At 39.7% G+C, this 18,293-nt stretch carries 17 protein-coding genes and 1 riboswitch; of the genes, 11 read left to right on the forward strand and 6 right to left on the reverse strand.

Annotated features, from left to right (window positions below):
- Positions 1-4: 4 nt before the first annotated feature.
- Positions 5-496 carry a hypothetical protein gene (locus tag F896_RS10635; RefSeq protein WP_032882371.1) on the forward strand — a complete coding sequence of 164 codons (492 nt, stop codon included), beginning with the start codon at positions 5-7 and terminating at the stop codon, positions 494-496.
- Positions 497-631: 135 nt separating this feature from the next.
- Positions 632-721, forward strand: a riboswitch (glycine riboswitch).
- A gap of 179 nt (positions 722-900) precedes the next feature.
- Complete coding sequence (locus F896_RS10630) at positions 901-2,145, forward strand: D-amino acid dehydrogenase (protein ID WP_016163561.1); 1,245 nt, start codon at positions 901-903, stop codon at positions 2,143-2,145.
- A gap of 47 nt (positions 2,146-2,192) precedes the next feature.
- Here the strand turns inward: F896_RS10630 and F896_RS10625 are convergent, their stop codons facing one another.
- Complete coding sequence (locus F896_RS10625; RefSeq protein WP_016163562.1) at positions 2,193-2,840, reverse strand: A1S_1983 family putative colistin resistance protein; 648 nt, start codon at positions 2,838-2,840, stop codon at positions 2,193-2,195.
- A 98-nt stretch (positions 2,841-2,938) separates the two neighbouring features.
- Here F896_RS10625 and ispF point away from each other — a divergent pair, with 98 nt between their 5' ends.
- Complete coding sequence (gene ispF / locus F896_RS10620) at positions 2,939-3,430, forward strand: 2-C-methyl-D-erythritol 2,4-cyclodiphosphate synthase (protein WP_016163563.1); 492 nt, start codon at positions 2,939-2,941, stop codon at positions 3,428-3,430.
- Here the strand turns inward: ispF and F896_RS10615 are convergent.
- The 5 genes from F896_RS10615 to glnL form a co-directional block, all read right to left on the reverse strand.
- On the reverse strand, positions 3,418-3,942 hold the full coding sequence (locus tag F896_RS10615; RefSeq protein ID WP_016163564.1) for a protein tyrosine phosphatase family protein: 525 nt from the start codon (positions 3,940-3,942) through the stop codon (positions 3,418-3,420). The genes ispF and F896_RS10615 overlap by 13 nt on opposite strands.
- Positions 3,943-4,086: 144 nt before the next feature.
- Positions 4,087-5,007: an ornithine carbamoyltransferase gene (argF, locus tag F896_RS10610; protein WP_016163565.1), complete on the reverse strand. Its 921-nt coding sequence runs from the start codon at positions 5,005-5,007 to the stop codon at positions 4,087-4,089.
- Between the two features lie 111 nt (positions 5,008-5,118).
- Positions 5,119-5,760 carry a TetR/AcrR family transcriptional regulator gene (locus tag F896_RS10605; RefSeq protein WP_016163566.1) on the reverse strand — a complete coding sequence of 214 codons (642 nt, stop codon included), beginning with the start codon at positions 5,758-5,760 and terminating at the stop codon, positions 5,119-5,121.
- A 144-nt stretch (positions 5,761-5,904) separates the two neighbouring features.
- The gene (glnG, locus tag F896_RS10600) at positions 5,905-7,398 is read right to left on the reverse strand and encodes a nitrogen regulation protein NR(I) (RefSeq protein WP_016163567.1); all 1,494 of its coding nucleotides are present in this window, start codon (positions 7,396-7,398) and stop codon (positions 5,905-5,907) included.
- Positions 7,385-8,494: a nitrogen regulation protein NR(II) gene (gene glnL, locus F896_RS10595; RefSeq protein WP_016163568.1), complete on the reverse strand. Its 1,110-nt coding sequence runs from the start codon at positions 8,492-8,494 to the stop codon at positions 7,385-7,387. The genes glnG and glnL overlap by 14 nt, the downstream gene beginning before the upstream one ends.
- A 328-nt stretch (positions 8,495-8,822) precedes the next feature.
- On the opposite strand from glnL, the gene rimO reads away from it, so the two are divergent.
- The 8 genes from rimO to bamA all read left to right on the forward strand — a co-directional run bounded on the left by rimO (position 8,823) and on the right by bamA (position 18,268).
- A complete protein-coding gene (rimO, locus tag F896_RS10590) occupies positions 8,823-10,166 on the forward strand; it encodes a 30S ribosomal protein S12 methylthiotransferase RimO (RefSeq protein ID WP_004807421.1) in 1,344 nt (447 codons plus the stop codon).
- A 52-nt stretch (positions 10,167-10,218) separates the two neighbouring features.
- Positions 10,219-10,947, forward strand: coding sequence for a UMP kinase (pyrH, locus tag F896_RS10585; RefSeq protein WP_004807419.1), 729 nt, complete (start codon positions 10,219-10,221; stop codon positions 10,945-10,947).
- 76 nt (positions 10,948-11,023) lie between these two features.
- Positions 11,024-11,578, forward strand: a complete 555-nt coding sequence (gene frr / locus F896_RS10580) for a ribosome recycling factor (protein WP_004807417.1) — start codon at positions 11,024-11,026, stop codon at positions 11,576-11,578.
- Positions 11,579-11,585: 7 nt separating this feature from the next.
- Positions 11,586-12,335: a polyprenyl diphosphate synthase gene (gene uppS, locus F896_RS10575; RefSeq protein WP_004807414.1), complete on the forward strand. Its 750-nt coding sequence runs from the start codon at positions 11,586-11,588 to the stop codon at positions 12,333-12,335.
- A gap of 2 nt (positions 12,336-12,337) precedes the next feature.
- Complete coding sequence (locus F896_RS10570) at positions 12,338-13,162, forward strand: phosphatidate cytidylyltransferase (RefSeq protein WP_016163569.1); 825 nt, start codon at positions 12,338-12,340, stop codon at positions 13,160-13,162.
- The gene (gene ispC / locus F896_RS10565) at positions 13,163-14,359 is read left to right on the forward strand and encodes a 1-deoxy-D-xylulose-5-phosphate reductoisomerase (protein ID WP_016163570.1); all 1,197 of its coding nucleotides are present in this window, start codon (positions 13,163-13,165) and stop codon (positions 14,357-14,359) included.
- Between the two features lie 5 nt (positions 14,360-14,364).
- Entirely contained in the window at positions 14,365-15,720 is a 1,356-nt protein-coding gene (gene rseP, locus F896_RS10560) for an RIP metalloprotease RseP (RefSeq protein WP_016163571.1), read from the forward strand.
- A 34-nt stretch (positions 15,721-15,754) separates the two neighbouring features.
- Entirely contained in the window at positions 15,755-18,268 is a 2,514-nt protein-coding gene (bamA, locus tag F896_RS10555; RefSeq protein WP_016163572.1) for an outer membrane protein assembly factor BamA, read from the forward strand.
- The last annotated feature ends 25 nt before the right edge of the window (positions 18,269-18,293 follow it).

An 18,293-nucleotide genomic window follows, 5' to 3' on the forward strand; every position in this document is an offset into this window, starting at 1 on the left:
CATTATGCTGAATATCTATTTAACAGATACCAAAACAAACATCCAATTTTCTGATCTTCCAAACGAAAATCCTGTTAAGTTTCTGTTGAATTTAAAGAAAATTTTTCCTAGCACTGCAGATTTATTATTACCCGTCCTACCTGAAGACAGTAATTTAGAAAATGTAACATGGGAAGCAACATCAAAAGACTTTGAGACTTTTAAAAAATTATTGGAAGGTTGGGGCATTATCGAACTGCGTTTAAGTGCGATCACCACCTATAAGGACAAAAACTTTGCCAACGAACTGGTAAAAAAAGCGCAAGTTAGACGTAAGCAAATTACCCAAAGTCAGCCGCAATTATCACTCATTGCTTTGGATTATGTGCTGATGCATGAAATTCATGCGCTGATTGATGCAGAGTTGGTGATGATTGGTGAGAAATTCTATTTACCAACGTTACGAGAACTCTGGAAAGGGCAATTCTCCGATCAGATTTTGCAATGTAAATTTTAATATTTGAAAGCAGACGCCAGTCTGCTTTTTTATTGTCTAAGTAACTTGAAATAGAATAATTCTTCGCCTACAAACAATTACAAGAATTTAGTGTCGGTATTTTTAGGCGGCATATATATTGCTTATAGGAATATAAATATTATTGCGGGAGAGAAGTTCTTCAATGAACTCGCCGAAGGAGCAACGACCCCGGAAACTCTCAGGCAGAAGGACTGTAATAATAGAAATACAATCTGGAGAGCAGTGCTCAACTTGTAGAAATTAACAATTTTTTTCTTCTATGATAAACACTCACCGAAGGGGAAGGCTTAATGATTAATTGGTAATCATCTGCCAAAACTCTCAGGTACCATGACAGATGGGGCTATGCATTAAGAAATGTTATGCATTTCTAGGAGTTTGCTATGCCACATGTTGTTGTCATTGGTGCGGGGATTACAGGCGTAACGTCTGCTTACGAATTAAATAAATTAGGCTACGAAGTGACGGTGATCGATCGTCATCTCTTTCCAGCTATGGAAACGTCTTTTGCGAATGGCGGGCAGTTGTCTGCCTGCAACGCCGAAGTTTGGAATCAAAAGGCAACAGTGCTTAAAGGCATTAAGTGGATGAGTAAAAAAGATGCACCTTTATTGCTCAATCCATCCTTTAGTGCACACAAATATCGCTGGTTGATTGAATTTTTAACTCATATTAAAAACTATAAAGCCAATACCATTGAGACAGTGCGTTTAGCACTTTTGGCGAGACAACGCTTGTTTGAGATTGCAGAAAAAGAAAGTATCTCGTTTGACTTGGAAAAGCGTGGCATTTTACATATGTATCATACCAAGGAAGACTATGAGATTGCCAAAAAGGTTAATGATGTGCTGGTCGAAGGTAAGCTTGAACGAAACGCGATTACACCTGACGAAATGAAAGCAATTGAACCTACGCTAACCGGTGATTATTTTGGGGGGTATTACACGGCTGGGGATGCAACAGGAGATATTCATAAATTCTCTGTCGGCTTGGCTGAAAAAACTCAGCAAAATGGTGTGAAATATCGTTTTGGCTTAGATGTGGTTGATGTGAAATTTACTCAAGACAAAGCGGTTGTTCACTGCAAAAACAGTTCCGAAAATGTCAATCCAACCTCGGATGGTATTACGGAAATTGTGGCAGATCTAATCTTGGTCTGTGGAGGGGTAGGAAGCTATCAATTAGCCGACATGCTCGGTGATAGTGTGAATGTTTATCCTGTTAAAGGTTATTCAATTACAGTTCAGCTGAGAGATGAACGTAGTGTAAAAAATGCGCCGTGGGTGAGTTTACTGGATGAAAGTGCCAAGATTGTGACGTCTCGCTTAGGTGCTGATCGTTTACGTATTGCGGGTACGGCTGAGTTTAATGGATATAACCGAGATATTCGTGCTGATCGTATCCAACCGTTGATTAACTGGGTCAATCAGAACTTTGATATCTCCACTGAGCATGTTGTACCGTGGGCGGGTTTGCGTCCAATGATGCCAAATATGTTGCCTGTGGTAAAGCAAGGCAAACAAGCGCGAGTGTTTTATAACACTGGTCATGGACATTTGGGCTGGACTTTATCTGCTGCAACAGCCGTGTTGATTAGCCAAGAAATTGCAGAAAAATTCCCAAGCTGAATCAAAAAAGCCGATGTAAAAACATCGGCTTTTAAATGTTAAAACCATTAATCGTACAAACGATAGATCCCAGTAAATCTGCCGCAATCTTTTTGTGCAGATTTAATAATCAATAAGGCCTTTTGAAAATCAAACTGATACTGGCATTTTTTTTCATTATCAATGATTTGGCCTTTTTGTTCTGGCGTGCTATATGCCAATAAAGATAAGGTTTGAGTTTCTAGACGATTATTGGGATTGCGGTAAGCAGTGCCTTCTATTTTGAGTTTATCTTTATCCAGCTGATGGATCTGTAAATGCACAGGTTGAGCTGCTAGTTTACCGTGTTCATACTTCAAATAATGCTGTGTTAAGGTTTGGTTCATTGAGGTATAAAAATTCAAATCATCCAAACGTGCATCAAATTGCTGCTGATAACAGCTTTTGGTTTTGCACTGCTGTACTTGATTCAGCCACAGGGTTTGGGTGTCGTGTAATAACTGTAATGGGGCATCGGTCACCAAATAAGCGGTTAAAAATTTGGCATTGAGCTTCAGACGCTGCTCTTTATATGGTTTAGCACAGATTTTGTGAGCTTCCAAATCCTTGCTGTTGCAGTCAATTGCTTCCGCATAGGCAAATGTTGAGCAAAAACAACTCAATGTGATGATGTAGCCAGATTTCTTTAATTGATTTCTTACAGTGTTAAACAGCATAATCACTTATACTTTCAGTCTAATTTGCTCAACGTACTATAGCGAAATAGAAAGCCTGAATACAAGATTTGTTCGGTATATTGTAAAAGGAAAATCATATGGTTGCTCAAATTCGGATTGGACAAGGGATTGATGTGCATGCGTTCGAAGAAGGTGATTTTGTTACTTTAGCGGGTGTTCAAATTCCACATACGCATGGTTTGAAGGCACATTCGGATGGCGATGTAGTATTACATGCGTTGAGTGACGCTTTATTGGGCGCGTTGGCACTCGGTGATATTGGTCAGCATTTTCCAGATACGGACCCTGAATACAAAGGTGCAGATAGTCGTTTGTTACTCAAACATGTCTATCAATTGATTTTAGATCGTGGTTATCAGCTCAATAATGCAGACATTACGGTTGCTTGCGAACGCCCTAAATTAGCGAAGCATAATTTAGAGATGCGCCAAAGTATTGCAGATGTTTTAGATGTTGATGTGACTCAAATTAGTATTAAAGCCACAACAACAGAAAAATTAGGATTTACTGGTCGCCAAGAAGGCATTTTGGCGACCGCAACCGTGCTGGTGTCCCATCAAGCAAAATGATTGCTATTGATCAATGATTGTTCTAGTTCTTGTGTTGCTTTACGACCTTGCAGTTGTAAAGTAATGCTATGAATTAAGCCTGTCCAGGTTTCGTTCGGTTCCCAAATTTGGTGTAAAAGTTCTTGGGCTGCTGGTAGGTCAATATTCATATAGAATTGGCGATAGAGATACATCAAGCTACTGACACGCATATTGTCGTCGCAATGTAGCCAAATGATTTCGTTTTGCACCAGATGATCAATGAGATCCAAAACAAAGAGACATTGTTCAGAGCAAGGTACATCCCAACCGATTGGAATGTGAATGTAGTTTAAACTTAAGTCTAAACAAATTTGATCTTGCTCAGATAGATGGTTGTCTGATTTGCTGGTCGCAAGATTAATGACAGTACTGCAACCATATTCTTTGATCTGTTGCAGTTGCTCAGCAGTCGGTTGAGCAGAGCTAAACAGATGTTCATGCACCAAAGAAAAGCTTGGTATTTGAGATAGGGCTTGTTCGAGTGAAGTCATAACGTCCGCAGTGTATTGAGTGAAGTTCTCATATCATGAGAAACTTAATCTAATGGGCTTGTTCTTACTATAAGTGTTTTTATTTCAGTGTTCAATTTAGAATGCACAAATAAAAACAGCATCAAATGATGCTGTTTTTTTAACTTAGTCTTTTTTCAGATTCTCATTCAGTAAGAATTCCATCAAAGCTTTTTGTGCATGCAAACGGTTTTCTGCTTCATCCCACACCACAGCATTTTTGTGGTCTAACATATGTTCAGAAATTTCTTCGCCACGGTGGGCAGGCAAGCAATGCATGAATAAGCAATCAGGATGTGCCAAGTCCATGAGTTTTTCATTGACTTGGAAATCTGAGAAAGCTTTTTCACGTAACTTCTGTTCTTCTTCCTGACCCATGCTAGCCCATACATCAGTTACGATAAGGTCTGCGTTCACAGCAGCATCTTCAGCTTTGTTAAAGACTTCTACGCAATCAGCAAACTCAGAGAGGAATCTTGCTTGTGGTTCATAACCTTCAGGCGATGCGATTTTAAGCTTAAAGCCCATCATGTGTGCCGCTTCAATATATGAGTTACACATATTGTTGCCATCACCAATCCATGCAACGGTTTTACCTTCAATGCTACCACGGTGTTCTTGGAAGGTTTGCAGATCTGCAAGTAATTGGCAAGGGTGGTGATCATCAGTCAGGCCATTGATCACAGGAACTGTTGAGTAAGATGCAAAGCGTTCTACAATATCGTGACCGAAAGTACGGATCATCACGATATCCAACATGCTCGAAATGACACGTGCAGAATCTTCAATCGGTTCACCACGGCCTAATTGCGTGTCGCGTGGTGAAAGAAAAATTGCGTTACCACCAAATTGGCAAATACCGGCTTCAAAAGAAATACGCGTACGTGTGCTTGATTTCTCGAAAATCATTCCCAAAACTTTACCAGCAAAAGGTTGATAGACCGTATTGCTATGTTGCATGCGTTTAAGTTCTTGTGCGCGATCTAAAATGCGCTGCAATTCTAAAGAGGATAGGTCTCGTAAAGTAAGAAAATGCCGAAGCGCCATATTTGCTCCCCCAATAATTATTGAATAAAAACAATAATTAAGTGATGATTAATGGGTGTGGAAAAAAAGGAATTGAATACTATACTATACGCGCAAAAAAAAGCAAAAGAATTAGACCTTTTGGTGGGCTTTTAAAAATAAATCTACAGAATAGTTAATATAATCAATGGTCTCAGCATCATCGGCTGGTACGTCTAAGCCCATTAAGTTGCGCCACTCGACATCGCGTAAAATGCCAAAATACATGGTCGAAGAGAATTTTGGTTTCGTACAATAAATCTCGCCGCTGTTATGGGCATACTCTAGTGCAAAAGCAATGGTATTTTGAATATTGAGTGCACATTGATCATAGAAATAATGAGCGAGCTGTGCATCTTTTTGGGTTTGCTCGGTAAACATTCGCATGAAAGCGATATTTTCAGGTTGAATAATATGGTGATAAAAACGTTGAAGGGTTTGTGTGAGGTAGCTTCTTAAATTTGGTTTTTCAGGTGTATAGGGAAAACAAACGCCTTTAAAGAAAACTTCTCTGCGATAATCACAAATTGCAGTAAATAGGCCTTCTTTATTGCCAAAGTATTTATAAATAGAAGTTTTTGAACCACCTGCATGATTGACGATATCATCCAAAGAGACTGCCTCATAACCTTTTTCTAGGAATAAATCGGTTGCGCACAATAATAGTGCGAGACGACGTTCTTCTCCGCGGCGAGTTTGAGGTTTAGCACAACTTGGATAGCAAATATCAGACATTATCTACTTTGGGGTGGTTGGGTTGAATCTAGTATAGCAAAAACCATATCCATTGTATGGTTATGAAATTGATGAGTGTTTCAAAATTTCTCAATTCAAATGAAAAAGCGAGTAACCTGTACTCGCTTTTTCATAGTCTTTTAATTAAGCAGAACGAATTTCTTCATCTTCATCGTCATCAGTAGAATCCATACCTAACTCTTTTAGTTTGCGGGTAAGGGTATTGCGCCCCCAACCTAAAAGCTCAGCAGCATGGCGTTTACGTCCACGTGTTTGTTGTAGCGCGGCATTAATCAGCGTGCGCTCAAACATAGGGGTTGCGATGTCTAAAAGTTTCATTTCACCATTTTTAAGCTTTTGGATCGCCCATTGTGCCAATAATTCATCCCAATGATGAACGGCAATGCGTTCAACCAAAGCTGGGCTGGTATTTGACGCAGCTTGAGCATCATTGTTTTTATGCACAGAAGCTTGCTTAAGCTCAGCAGGTAGATCTTCTGGATAGACTTCACGACCTGTGATCATGACCGTTAACCAGCGACAAGTATTTTCCAACTGACGCACGTTACCTGGCCAAGGTAGCTGTTGCATATAATCCGTAGTTTCTGTACGTAAAATTTTAGGACTGACTCCAAGTTCTTTGCCTGCACGTGCCAAGAAATGCTGCGCTAACATCGGAATGTCTTCGCTACGATGAGACAGCTTTGGAATATGAATACGAATGACGTTTAGACGGTGATATAAGTCTTCACGGAAACGTCCCTCATTCACCAGTTTTTCCAAATCTTGGTGGGTTGCCGCGACAATACGTACGTCAACCTTGACTGGAATATGACCACCTACGCGGTAGAACTCACCATCTGCTAAAACACGAAGCAAACGTGTTTGCGTTTCAAAGGGCATGTCACCGATTTCATCAAGAAATAAAGTACCGCCATTGGCTTGTTCAAAACGGCCTTGATGTTGTGTGTTTGCACCTGTGAATGCGCCTTTTTCATGACCAAATAACTCGGTTTCAATCAAGTCTTTTGGAATGGCTGCCATGTTTAGTGCAATAAAAGGTTTGGCGCGACGAGGTGAGTGTTTATGCAGTGCATGGGCAACCAACTCTTTACCTGTACCAGATTCACCATTAATCAATACGGTAATGTGTGATTGTGATAAGCGACCAATTGCACGGAATACTTCCTGCATTGCAGGTGATTCACCAATAATTTCGGTCGATTGCAAAGGTGAAGCGGTTTTGGTTGCTTCTTGTTGTTGTAATTTATTGATATGCAAAATCGCACGATTAACCAAAGCTAATGCTTCATCGATATCGAATGGTTTCGGTAAATACTCAAAAGCACCTGTTTGATAACTTGAAACAGCTGACTCTAAATCAGAGTGTGCTGTCATGATGATGACAGGCAAGTCGGGATGCGTATTTTTAACTTTCGATAGGAAGGTTAAACCATCAATGCCCGGCATGCGGATATCGGTTAAAATTACATCAGGCGCATCATCATGTAGACGCTCTAGCGCAGTTTGTGCTTCTTCAAAGTTGGTGACATCAAAACCTTCTTCTTTAAAGGTCTTTTCCAGTACCCAGCGCATGGCACGATCGTCATCTATTACCCAAATTTTATTTCGTGACATGGTTTAACTCCCAAGGTAGGTATAGGCTAAATACGGTTTTTCCTGGAACTGATTGACATTCAATCATTCCGTTATGTTGATGCATAATATTTTGAGCGATACTGAGGCCTAGTCCTGTGCCTTTGGCGCGGCCAGTGACTAGCGGATAGAAAACAGATTCCAATATACTTTCAGGAACACCGGGGCCATTGTCTTCAATGTCAATGCGAACTGTTGAGCGATTCAGTACGCCATTAATAGTGACTAAACGCTGGATTCGGGTTCTTAAAACCAGCTCTGGTTCTGAATCGGTAAAAAAGTCTTTATTCTCGGTCATGGCCTGTACGGCATTTACACTAATGTTGAGCATTACTTGAATCAGTTGGTCTCGATCAGCCATGACATCAGGCAAAGACAAGTCATAATCGCGTGTGATCTTAATTTTTTTCTTGGTTTGATTCGCAATGAGTGAGCGGACGCGCTCTAAAGGTTCATGTACATTGACATGTTCATAACTTGGTAACTGACGTGAACCGAGCATGGTATCGGCCAAATTGGTGAGTCGATCGACTTCACTAATAATAATGTCGGTAAATTCACGATAGTTATCATCACCCAAACTGCGTGCCAGTAATTGTGTTGCGCCGCGAATACCTGCTAGCGGGTTTTTAATTTCATGTGCTACACCGCGAACTAATTGTCGAGCGACTTGATGTTGTTGAACTAGATTTTCTTCTTTCGAAATTTTCAACATACGGTCAATCGGATTGAGTTCAATTAACAGTAGTGGATGATAGCTTTTGCCTGCATTGAGTTGTGACGCAGTGTAATCGACATGAATGGGTTTGAAATTCACATTGATCACTGCTTCACGACGGGTGTAGTGTTGACCGCTTTCTAATGTATTTAAGAGGGCTTCATGTGTATTGAATGTATCGTCATGCGCATGCAGTAAATTTAATACAGGTTGACCCGAGGCGCGGAGCAAGCTGATATCAAATAATGCTTCACAAGCAGAATTTAAATAAAAAATATTAAGCTTACTATCGACCAATAAAATGGCAGTGCTCAGATTATCTACTAAGAGTCGATAGTCGATAGTGTTCTGTTGATCCATTTGTGAATCGTCCTGTTTTAAAATGGCGCAATAAATATAAATTTTAATGAATAGCCATTAACTTCTAAAATGTACTTTATGCAAAATACAAGCCAACTTTGTATTAACTAAATTTCAATCACTTAATTCGGAAAGAATCGATTTATACTGTATTTTTCACATACATCTGCTTATTTCAATATTTTATTATGCTTCAAATTGGTGCGTTGTTGGATTTTGTTTAAAATTTTGGTCGTATTTTGGTGCATTACACAAAGAGATGGCTTTGCAGCTATGCGGAAGCAAAGAAAAGTCATACAATACGCCGATTCAAGTGGAGCGCAGATTCATGAAGACCCCCAAAGTCGGTTTTGTATCTTTAGGTTGTCCTAAGGCATTGGTAGATTCTGAACGAATTTTAACTCAGTTAAAGACTGAAGGTTATCAGGTTGCATCAGATTATGACGGTGCAGATTTGGTTGTTGTTAACACCTGTGGTTTTATTGAATCTGCAGTGCAAGAGTCTTTAGATGCCATTGGCGAAGCCATGAGCGAAAACGGTCGAGTGATTGTCACTGGTTGTTTAGGTAAAGACGAAGACAAAATTCGCCAAATGCACCCCAATGTGCTTAAAGTAACAGGTGCGGCAGCTTATCAAGATGTAATGGAAGCAGTGCATGAGTATGTACCTGCTCCTCCAAAGCACAATCCATTTATTGATTTGGTTCCTGAGCAAGGTGTTCGTTTAACACCGAAGCATTATGCTTATTTAAAAATCTCGGAAGGCTGTAACCACCGTTGTACATTCTGTATTATTCCAAGCATGCGTGGCGACCTTGTGTCTCGCCCTGTAGGGAAAGTGTTGGATGAAGCAGCTGCACTTAAACGCGCTGGTGTAAAAGAAGTTCTCGTGATTTCTCAAGATACCTCTGCATATGGTGTCGATACCAAGTACAAGCTAGATTTTTGGAATGGTCAGCCAGTAAAAACCAAATTCTATGACATGTGTGAAGCACTTGGTCAGCTTGGGATTTGGGTGCGTTTACATTACGTTTATCCATATCCGCATGTAGATGCTGCCATTGATCTGATGGCGCAAGGTAAAATCCTCCCTTATTTAGATATTCCTTTTCAGCACGCCAGTCCGCGCATCTTAAAATTGATGAAGCGACCAGCCCATAGTGAAAATACTTTAGAACGTCTTAAATTGTGGCGTGAAAAATGCCCTGAATTGGTGATTCGTTCAACTTTCGTTGTTGGTTTTCCTGGTGAAACAGAAGACGATTTCCAAATGTTGTTGGAGTGGCTGAAAGAAGCTCAACTCGATCGCGTTGGTTGTTTTACTTATTCACCCGTTGAAGGTGCTACAGCAAATGATTTACCTGATCATGTGCCAGAAGAAATTAAGCAAAATCGCTATGAGCGGTTTATGGAAGTCCAGCAAGAGATTTCAGCTGCAAAACTGCAAAAACGTATTGGTCAAACTATGACTGTATTGGTAGATGGTCTAGAAGACGAATTCCCAGTTGCTGTGGCACGCTCATATGCGGATGCGCCAGAAATTGATGGTAACGTTTTTGTTGAAGATATTGATAAGAGTGTGATTAAAGCTGGCGATTTGCTGGAAGTCGAAATTACCGATGCAGATGAATATGATTTGTATGCAAAGTTAATTCAGATTAAATCTGCTTGATGTTGAATTAAATTTAAGAAAATTTTGAAATTGGTCGGTTTGGAGTATAGGTATGTCAGCTTCTAAAAATCCACGTTATGCACGAATTTTGCTAAAGCTTTCTGGTGAAGCTTTAGCTGGTAATAAAGATATGGGTATTGATGCCCAAGTATTAGATCAAATGTCACTTTCAATCGCTCACTTGGTTGGTTTAGGTGTTCAGGTTGGTATTGTTGTTGGTGGTGGTAATTTATACCGTGGTAGCCAATTACAGAAAGACGGTCTGGTTGGTCGCGTAACAGGTGATCAAATGGGCATGTTGGCAACTGTAATGAACGGTTTAGCGCTGCGCGATGCATTGGTACGCCGCAATATCAAAACACGTCTTATGTCTGCATTGTCGATTGGTACAGTGGTTGAACCATATTCAAGCCGTGATGCGATTCGTCATTTAAGCCAAAATGAAGTATGCGTATTTGTTGCTGGTACAGGTAATCCATTCTTTACCACCGATACAGCTGCTTGCTTGCGTGGAATCGAGATTGAAGCAAACTTGATCTTGAAAGCAACTAAGGTTGATGGCGTTTATAACAAAGATCCAAGTAAATACGATGATGCCGTTAAATATGATCATTTAACTTTTGATCAGGTTTTAGATGAGAAGCTCGGTGTAATGGATCTTACGGCAATTTGTTTATGCCGTGACCATAATGTGCCATTGCAAGTTTTTGATATGAATAAATCTGGTGCATTGCTTTCTGTTGTAATGGGCGAAAAAGAGGGTACTCACGTAACGAACTAATGTACGTGAGCCATAAAGCTCTTTATACTAATGTCTAAATATTTTGTAATACCTATGAATAAGTAAGGAAGATCATATGATTAACGATCTCAAACAAGATGGCGAACAGCGTATGCAGAAGTCGCTTGACTCTTTAGAGTTGGGCTTTGCTAAAGTTCGTACAGGTCGTGCGCACCCATCTATTTTAAATGGTGTGATGGTTTCTTACTATGGCTCTGATGTTCCATTGAATCAAGTGGCAAACGTTGGGCTTGAGGATTCACGTACACTATTGGTACAACCATTTGAGCGTTCGATGGTTGCTGCGATTGATAAAGCGATTCGTGAAGCAGGTTTAGGATTGAACCCAATTACTGCTGATGCAATCCGTGTACCAATGGCTGCGTTAACTGAAGAAACTCGTCGTGACATGCAAAAAGTTGCGCGTAGTGAAGCTGAAAATGCCAAAGTTGCGATTCGTAATATTCGTCGTGATGTGCTAGGTGATATCAAAGCATTGTTGAAAGAAAAAGAAATTTCTGAAGATGATGATCGCCGTGCGTCAGATGAGATTCAGAAAATGACTGATAAATATGTTGCAGAGGTTGATAAACGTCTTGCAGCGAAAGAAGCAGAATTGATGAAGGTCTAATGTTATTATGACCTTGCAAGAAGAACCGCTTCTTCCTCAACATGTTGCCATCATTATGGATGGCAACAATCGTTTTGCCAAAAAAAAGCAAATGCAAAAAGGTGATGGGCATCGTGAAGGCAAAAATGTCTTGGATCCTATTGTTGAACATTGCAAAAAAGAAGGTGTTCGTGCATTAACAGTTTTTGCATTTTCAAGCGAAAACTGGAATCGACCACAGTACGAAGTTGATTTGCTAATGAAGTTGTTGGAAGAAACAATTCATGAGCAATTGCCACGTATGGAGAGGTTCAATATCGCGCTACGTTTCATTGGAGACCGTTCTCGGTTGTCAAATGAGTTGCGTGATTTAATGCAATATGCAGAGCAGAAAACAGCAGCTTTTGATTCAATGACGCTTACCATTGCCATCAGTTATGGTGGTATGTGGGATATGGCACATGCAGCAAAAGTGATTGCGCAAGAAGTACTTGCTGGAAAACTTCAAGCAGATCAGATAAATGTTGATTTATTTGATAAATATGTCAGTCTAAATGATCTCCCTGCTGTGGATTTGTTAATTCGTACAGGCGGAGATTACCGTTTATCTAACTTCTTATTGTGGCAAGCTGCGTATGCGGAGTTGTATTTTACCGATACCTTGTGGCCAGAATTTACCATAGAAGAGTTGGATCGCGCATTTCGTGTTTTTTCAGGACGTGAAAGACGCTTTGGTAAAACCTCAGAACAGATTCAACAAGCGAAAATAGAGAATTAATAATGTTAGAGCGGATTATTACCGCATTGGTGTTAGTTGCTGTTGTTTTAAGTTGCATGTTTGCAACGCAATCACATTATCCAATGTTTGTGCTTATGATTTTAGCCGCGGGGGTTGCAGGTTATGAGTGGTTTAAGCTTATGCCTAGAACTACAACGCCTGTGTCAAAACCTAAGGCTTGGGTATATGGGGGATGTGTTGCACTAATATCAACACTGGCATTATTTTTTGATGATGTAGCACTTTTACTTTGGGCTGCATCCATCCTCACTTGGTTGGGTAGTATCTATTGGGTTAAGAATTTCCCACAATCTGATAGTTGGTACAATGTATCATTACATATTGTTGGATTTATTCTTATTTCTGCTGCAGTGACCGCACTTTATGGCGTGTGGCATAGTTCACCGTGGTGGCTGATGTATTTGTTCCTTTTGGTATGGGGAGCAGATAGTGGTGCCTACTTTGTTGGGCGTAAATTCGGTAAGAAAAAACTTGCACCCTTTGTGAGCCCAAACAAATCTGTGGAAGGTTTGTATGGTGGCATTGCAACAACCATTATCATTATGTTGGTTGTACAGTATTTCTATCTAAATTTAAGTTTCATACAACTTATTTTATTCTTGGTCCTTTCGATTATTACCGTGTTTGCTTCGGTGTTGGGTGACTTGTTTGAATCTATGATTAAGCGTCGTGCAGGAATTAAAGATTCAGGTCGTGTTCTTCCTGGGCATGGCGGTGTATTGGATCGTATCGATTCTTTACTTGCTGCTGCACCGATTTTTGCGACAGGTATGTATATATTAAAACTTATTGGTGTAGATCTTTAAATGACTCAAGCTGTTTGTATATTGGGTGTTACGGGTTCAATTGGACAAAGTACTTTAAAAGTATTAGAACAACACCCAGATCAATACACTGTATTTGCAGTCTCTGCATATAGTCGTTTAGATGAACTTTTAGAAATTTGTAAAAAATATCATCCGAAAATTGTTGTTGTGCCAAATGAGAAAGCATTTGAGTTGCAACAACGCTTCAATCAAGAAAATCTAAAACAGATTGAAATTTTAACGGATGAAGCGGGTTTGATCACAATTGCTGAACATGTTGATGTTGATATTGTGATGGCAGCGATCGTCGGTGCTGCTGGTCTGCTGCCAACACTTGCTGCAGTAAAAGCAGGTAAGCGTGTTTTACTTGCTAATAAAGAATCATTGGTAATGTCTGGCGACATTATGATGCAGGCGGCAAAACAGAATAATGCGCTATTATTGCCTGTAGACTCTGAGCACAATGCAATATTCCAGTCTTTACCACATAATTATCTAAATACTGAAAGAACGGGTCAGCCACAATTAGGTGTCTCGCAAATTTTGCTGACTGCATCTGGTGGTCCTTTCTTGAATCACAGCTTAGAGCAATTAAAGGATGTAACGCCGCAACAAGCATGTAAGCATCCGAACTGGTCTATGGGGCAAAAAATCTCCGTAGATTCTGCAACTTTGATGAATAAAGGCTTGGAATTGATCGAAGCTTGTCATTTGTTTTCAATATCAGAACATTTTGTTACAGTTGTTGTTCATCCACAAAGTATTATTCACTCCATGGTGCAATATGTGGATGGATCAACTTTGGCACAAATGGGTAATCCTGATATGTGTACACCGATTGCACATGCATTGGCGTGGCCAAAGCGTTTGGCAACACATGTACCTGCATTAAATTTATTTGAGACAGCTCAATTAAATTTCCAATCACCTGATCTTGTTAAATTTCCAGCATTGGATTTAGCACGTCAGGCAATGCGCGCAGGCGGTTTAGCACCAACGATTTTAAATGCCGCTAATGAAATTGCAGTTGCAGCATTTTTGCAACAAAGAATTAGATTTACTCAGATTGCTGAAGTTGTCGAAAATACTTTGCAAACTGTACAAAATGCTAAAGCAGAAAACATAGACATCATTTTACAGACTGATATGATCGCAAGACAAATTGCAGAAAAGTATATTGTGGGTATAGGAGGCTAAATCGTATGAATGCACTATTTATGATTGTTGCAGCGATTTTATTGCTTGGTCCTCTGATCGCAATTCACGAATTTGGTCATTATTGGGTCGCGCGAAAACTGGGTGTTAAGGTTCTGGTCTATTCCATTGGTTTTGGGCCAACCTTGTTGAAATGGCAATCTAAAAAATCAGGCATCCAATATCAACTTTCAGCATTACCACTTGGTGGTTATGTCAAAATGTTGGATGAGCGCGAAGGGAATGTTGCTGAACAAGATTTACCTTATGCGTTTAACCGTCAATCGCCATGGAAGCGGATAGCGATTGTTGCTGCTGGTCCGTTAATTAATCTGATTTTTGCAGTATTTCTGTTTTGGATTTTATTCTTGCCAGCGCAAGAGCAGCTGAATACTCGTATTGGTAAAGTCATGCCGAATACGCCAGCAGCACAAGTTGATCTACATGTAGGCGACAAAGTGTTGATGGTTGATGGTCAAACTACATCGACATGGGAAAAGTTAAATTATGCTTTGGTCAACCGTGTAGGTGAAACTGGGCAGGTTTCAATCATTGTTGATCGTGCAGGGACTGAGAAACAATTTAGTTTACCCATCAAAGAATTTTTAAAAGATCAAAGTCAATCCCCATTAGATGCACTTGGCTTCTTACCTTATCGCCCTGTAATCCCTGCAACAGTCAAAGAGCTGAGTGCGGATGGCGCGGCAGTTCGTCAAGGCATGAAGGTGGGAGACCAAATTGTTGCAATTGATAACGTTGCAATGAAAGATTGGTTTGATGTGGTTGATGTGGTTCAGAAATCGCCAGAAAAGCTTTTAAATATTGATGTGCTGCGTCAGGGCCAACTTGTGCATTTACAAGTGATGCCTCAAGGGCAGCGCGATAATATGGGTAATACGACTGGGATGCTCGGCGTGAAAAGTGATGCTGGTAAAATCACAATTCCAAATGATTATAAGCAAACCATTCAATACTCACCTGTTGAAGCGCTTGTTGTAGCTTTTGAAAAAACAACACAGCTTTCGGGTATGATTTTCAACTCCATCATTAAAATGGTGAGAGGCTTAATTGGTTTAGATAATTTATCTGGTCCAATCACAATTGCCAAAGTTGCTGGTCAAAGTGCGGAAATGGGGTGGCAAACCTTTATTTCATTCATGGCTTTGATGAGTGTAAGTTTGGGAATTCTAAATTTATTGCCGATTCCTATGCTGGATGGTGGCCATTTAGTTTATTACTTTATCGAAGCAATTCGTGGTAAACCTGTTTCTGAACAAATACAGATGTTTGGTCTAAAAGTTGGTATGGTACTGCTCGGTAGCATGATGCTTTTGGCTTTATTTAACGACTTCATGCGTTTATAACAACGCAAATGGAATTTAACTTACTGGAAGATATATGGGCATGCGTCACACACATTTATTAATGCCTTTGGCACTGGTTAGTGCGATGGCAGTGGTACAACAAGCATACGCAGCAGATGAGTTTCTTGCACGAGATATACGAATTGATGGCTTAGTGCGTTTAACACCTGCAAGTATCTATTCTATGTTACCAATAAATAGTGGCGATAGAGTAAGTGATCCAATGATTGCTGAGTCAATCCGCACTTTATATGCCTCAGGTTTATTTGACGATATTAAAACCTATAAAGAAAATGATGTTTTAGTTTTTAAAGTTGTTGAACGTCCAGTTATTTCTAAATTGGAATTTAAAGGCAATAAACTTATTCCGAAAGAAGCCTTAGAACAAGGCTTAAAGAAGATGGGTATTGCTGAAGGTGAAGTATTTAAGAAGTCTGCATTACAGACCATTGAAACTGAGCTTGAACAACAATATACCCAGCAAGGTCGTTATGATGCGGATGTAACGGTTGAAACTGTTGCACGTCCAAATAACCGTGTTGAATTAAAGCTTAACTTTAATGAAGGTACGGCAGCTAAAGTTTTTGATATCAATATTATTGGTAATACTGTCTTTAGTGATAGCGATATCAAGCAAGCTTTTGCGGTGAAAGAAAGTGGTTGGGCTTCTATTGTTACCCGTAATGACCGCTATGCACGTGAGAAAATGGCTGCTAGTTTAGAAGCTTTACGTGCACTATATTTAAACAAAGGTTATATCAACTTTAATATCATCAACTCGCAATTGAATATTAGTGAAGATAAAAAACACATCTTTATTGAAGTTTCAGTGGATGAGGGTAGCCAGTTTAAATTTGGTGAAACGAAATTCTTAGGTGACGCACTTTATAAACCTGAAGAGTTACAAGCGCTAAAATTGTATAAAGATGGCGAAACTTATTCGCAAGAAAGAGTAAATGCGGTTAAGCAGCTGTTATTGCGTAAGTATGGTAATGCTGGCTATTACTATGCTGAAGTGAATGTTGTACCTGATATTAATAATCAAACAGGTATTGTTGGTTTAAATTACTACATCAATCCTGGTCAACAAGTAACAGTACGTCGTATTAACTTCACAGGTAACAGTAAAACTGCGGATGAAGTGTTACGTCGTGAAATGCGTCAAATGGAAGGCGCATTGGCAAGTAATGAGAAAATTGACTTATCTAAAGTTCGTTTAGAGCGTACAGGCTTCTTTAAAACAGTTGATGTTAAACCTGTTCGTGTTCCAAACTCTCCAGATGAAGTTGACTTAAATGTCAATGTTGAAGAACAACATTCTGGTACAACGACACTTGCAGTAGGTTACTCGCAAAATGGCGGTGTAACCTTCCAGGCAGGTTTAAGTCAAACTAACTTTATGGGAACAGGTAATCGTGTTGCGATCGACTTATCCCGTTCAGAAACGCAAGATTACTATAACTTAAGTGTAACTGATCCATACTTCACTATTGATGGTGTCAGCCGTGGTTATAACGTTTATTACCGTAAAACCAAGTTGAATAAAGACTATAACGTTAATAACTACGTAACTGATAGTATTGGTGGTAGTTTAAGTTTTGGTTATCCGATTGATGAAAACCAAAGTTTAAGTGCGTCTTTAGGCATCGATCAAACCAAAGTACGTACTGGCCCGAGCGTTTCAACTTATATTCGTGATTATTTGTTAGCTAATGGTGGTAAGACAACAGGTTATGGTAGTTATTGCCCAACAGAGGATTTAGCCAAAGATGATAAAGGGAATTATACAGGCGCGTGTAACCCTGGAAAAGAAATTCCATATGGTAATGCTTTTGAAGGGACTTTCTTAACCTATAACTTGAACTTAGGTTGGTCATATAACACGTTGAACCGACCAATTTTCCCAACTTCAGGTATGTCACATCGTGTTGGTTTAGAAATTGGTTTGCCTGGTAGCGATGTTGATTATCAAAAAGTAACATATGATGCACAAGCGTTTAAATCACTTTGGGGTGGTTTTGTACTTCGCGGTTACGGTAAGTTAGGCTATGGTAATGATCTACCATTCTATAAGAACTTCTATGCTGGCGGTTACGGTTCAGTCCGTGGTTATGACAATAGCTCTCTAGGCCCAAGATATCCAAGTGTAATTTTCCAGAAAACTGATCAAACTGACCTTGATCCTGAAGAAATTGGTGGTAATGCACTCGTTCAATTCGGTACAGAACTTGCGATTCCTTTACCATTTAAAGGGGATTGGACACGTCAAGTACGTCCAGTATTGTTTGCAGAGGGTGCTCAAGTTTTCGATACGAAATGCGATGTTCCAACTGGCACAATGAAAATGAATAATAGCAATATTGATATTAAGCAGTATTGTAAAGACAACTACAATTTTGATTTTGGTAATATGCGTTATAGCGTCGGTGTTGGTTTCACATGGATTACCATGATTGGTCCACTGTCACTCAGTTATGCATTCCCACTGAATGATAAAAAAGGCGATGATACAAAATCTATCCAATTTGAAATCGGTCGTACGTTCTAAGTACGACCTTATTTAGCGCTGTAAC

The organism is Acinetobacter genomosp. 15BJ, assembly GCF_000400715.1.
GTDB lineage: Bacteria > Pseudomonadota > Gammaproteobacteria > Pseudomonadales > Moraxellaceae > Acinetobacter.

What these genes read in the sequence shown, in the direction of transcription:
- glnL (WP_016163568.1), bottom strand. Translation starts at nt 8,494, where the DNA reads ATGGATCAACAGAACACTATCGACTATCGACTCTTAGTAGATAATCTG.
- glnG (WP_016163567.1), bottom strand. Translation starts at nt 7,398, where the DNA reads ATGTCACGAAATAAAATTTGGGTAATAGATGACGATCGTGCCATGCGC.
- F896_RS10625 (WP_016163562.1), bottom strand. Translation starts at nt 2,840, where the DNA reads ATGCTGTTTAACACTGTAAGAAATCAATTAAAGAAATCTGGCTACATC.
- F896_RS10570 (WP_016163569.1), top strand. Translation starts at nt 12,338, where the DNA reads ATGTTAGAGCGGATTATTACCGCATTGGTGTTAGTTGCTGTTGTTTTA.
- uppS (WP_004807414.1), top strand. Translation starts at nt 11,586, where the DNA reads ATGACCTTGCAAGAAGAACCGCTTCTTCCTCAACATGTTGCCATCATT.
- argF (WP_016163565.1), bottom strand. Translation starts at nt 5,007, where the DNA reads ATGGCGCTTCGGCATTTTCTTACTTTACGAGACCTATCCTCTTTAGAA.
- ispF (WP_016163563.1), top strand. Translation starts at nt 2,939, where the DNA reads ATGGTTGCTCAAATTCGGATTGGACAAGGGATTGATGTGCATGCGTTC.
- frr (WP_004807417.1), top strand. Translation starts at nt 11,024, where the DNA reads ATGATTAACGATCTCAAACAAGATGGCGAACAGCGTATGCAGAAGTCG.
- F896_RS10615 (WP_016163564.1), bottom strand. Translation starts at nt 3,942, where the DNA reads ATGACTTCACTCGAACAAGCCCTATCTCAAATACCAAGCTTTTCTTTG.
- pyrH (WP_004807419.1), top strand. Translation starts at nt 10,219, where the DNA reads ATGTCAGCTTCTAAAAATCCACGTTATGCACGAATTTTGCTAAAGCTT.
- F896_RS10630 (WP_016163561.1), top strand. Translation starts at nt 901, where the DNA reads ATGCCACATGTTGTTGTCATTGGTGCGGGGATTACAGGCGTAACGTCT.
- F896_RS10635 (WP_032882371.1), top strand. Translation starts at nt 5, where the DNA reads ATGCTGAATATCTATTTAACAGATACCAAAACAAACATCCAATTTTCT.
- bamA (WP_016163572.1), top strand. Translation starts at nt 15,755, where the DNA reads ATGGGCATGCGTCACACACATTTATTAATGCCTTTGGCACTGGTTAGT.
- F896_RS10605 (WP_016163566.1), bottom strand. Translation starts at nt 5,760, where the DNA reads ATGTCTGATATTTGCTATCCAAGTTGTGCTAAACCTCAAACTCGCCGC.
- ispC (WP_016163570.1), top strand. Translation starts at nt 13,163, where the DNA reads ATGACTCAAGCTGTTTGTATATTGGGTGTTACGGGTTCAATTGGACAA.
- rseP (WP_016163571.1), top strand. Translation starts at nt 14,365, where the DNA reads ATGAATGCACTATTTATGATTGTTGCAGCGATTTTATTGCTTGGTCCT.
- rimO (WP_004807421.1), top strand. Translation starts at nt 8,823, where the DNA reads ATGAAGACCCCCAAAGTCGGTTTTGTATCTTTAGGTTGTCCTAAGGCA.